At 69.8% G+C, this 1,502-nt stretch carries 1 protein-coding gene; it reads left to right on the top strand.

Annotated features, from left to right (window positions below; all coding sequences use genetic code 11):
* A partial coding sequence (locus BST47_RS30055) for an HNH endonuclease signature motif containing protein (protein WP_234809935.1) occupies window positions 1-1,502 on the top strand: 1,502 nt, incomplete at both ends.

Genomic DNA, 1,502 nt, shown 5'->3' with positions numbered 1-1,502 from the left:
TGTTCGATTCGTTGGTGGAGCAGGCGCACCGCAGCCGGGGTGGTGCGGCGGTGGGGGCGTGGGCGCGGGTGGAGAACGCCGCGTGTGCGCGAAGGCTGTTGGCCACCGCCGACGAACTGGAGCGGATGTGGGCCGCCGACGGCTCTGAGGAGCGTGAGCAGTGGTGTCTGGACAACTGGGGTGCGGTCGCGGCGTCGGTGGCCGCCGCCCAGCACGTGTCGCTGGGGGTGGCCTCGCATCAAGTGCTCATGGCCATCGGATTGCGCGAACGGCTCCCGCGGGTGGGTGAGGTGTTCGCCGCCGGGGCGATCAACTACCGGCTGGCCTCAGCGATCGTGGCCCGCACCCGGCTGATCAGCGATCCCGACGCGATGGCCAAAGTCGACACCGAGATCGCCGCCCGGGTCGAAGACTGGGGATCGCTCTCGGCACACAAGACCGAGACCCAGATCGACTACTGGGTCGATCGCTACGAGCCGGCGGCGGTGCGGCGCACCGAATACTCCGCCCGCCACTGCCATGTCGACATCCACGACCCCGACGACGGATCAGGTGTGGTGTTCATCGAGGGCCGGCTGATCATCACCGACGGCGAAGCCCTCGACCAACGCCTGGACGCGATCGCCCACACCGTGTGCGACAAGGACCCGCGCACCCACGAGCAGCGCCGCGCCGCCGCGCTGGGCGCGCTCGGGCACAAAGCTGACCGGCTCGTCTGCGGCTGTGAGGACCCCGACTGCGACGCCGCCACCGTCCAGGCCAGCGCGGTGGTTGTCCATGTGATCGCCCACGAGGAGTCCCTGACCGATCACACCCCGGTGTCGTTGGACGGCGAAGAACCCGTGGATCCGGATCGCAAGCCCTGGCAGCAGATGACCTGGCGAGAACTGCTGGCCCCGGGTCCCCCCGACCCCGAGGTCATCGCCGCCACCCCGCCGGCGGTGCTGCTGGGCGGCGGGATGCTGCCCGCACCCCTGTTGGCGGCCAAGGTGGCCGGTTCGGCCAAGCTGGTGCCGATCCGCCATCCCGGTGACGCCCCTCCCGAGCCGCGCTACATCCCCTCCGCTGTCCTCGCCACGTTTGTGCGGTGCCGGGATATGACGTGCCGGTTCCCGGGCTGCGACCACCCCGCCGACAGCTGCGATGTCGACCACAGCATCGCCTACCCGCACGGCCCGACGCAGGCCTCCAACCTCAAAGTTCTCTGCCGACAACACCACTTACTCAAAACCTTCTGGGGCTGGCACGATCTCCAGCACCCCGACGGCACCGTGCAGTGGACCTCACCGGACGGCCAGACCTACACCACCTATCCCGGCAGCCGACTGCTGTTCCCCACCCTGTGCCGACCCACCGCACCGCTCACCGTCACGCCCCCGGCCAGCGGCACCACCGACGCGGCCGCGCGCACGCTGGCCATGCCCCGACGCACCACCACCCGCGCACAGAACCGCACCCAAGCCATCAACGACGAACGCCGACACAACCAAACCCTCATCCAC

This window comes from Mycolicibacterium tusciae, assembly GCF_002086795.1.
GTDB classification, from domain to species: domain Bacteria; phylum Actinomycetota; class Actinomycetes; order Mycobacteriales; family Mycobacteriaceae; genus Mycobacterium; species Mycobacterium tusciae.
Note: the sequence above shows the minus strand (reverse complement) of the source record. Positions and strands in the feature narration are given on the sequence as shown.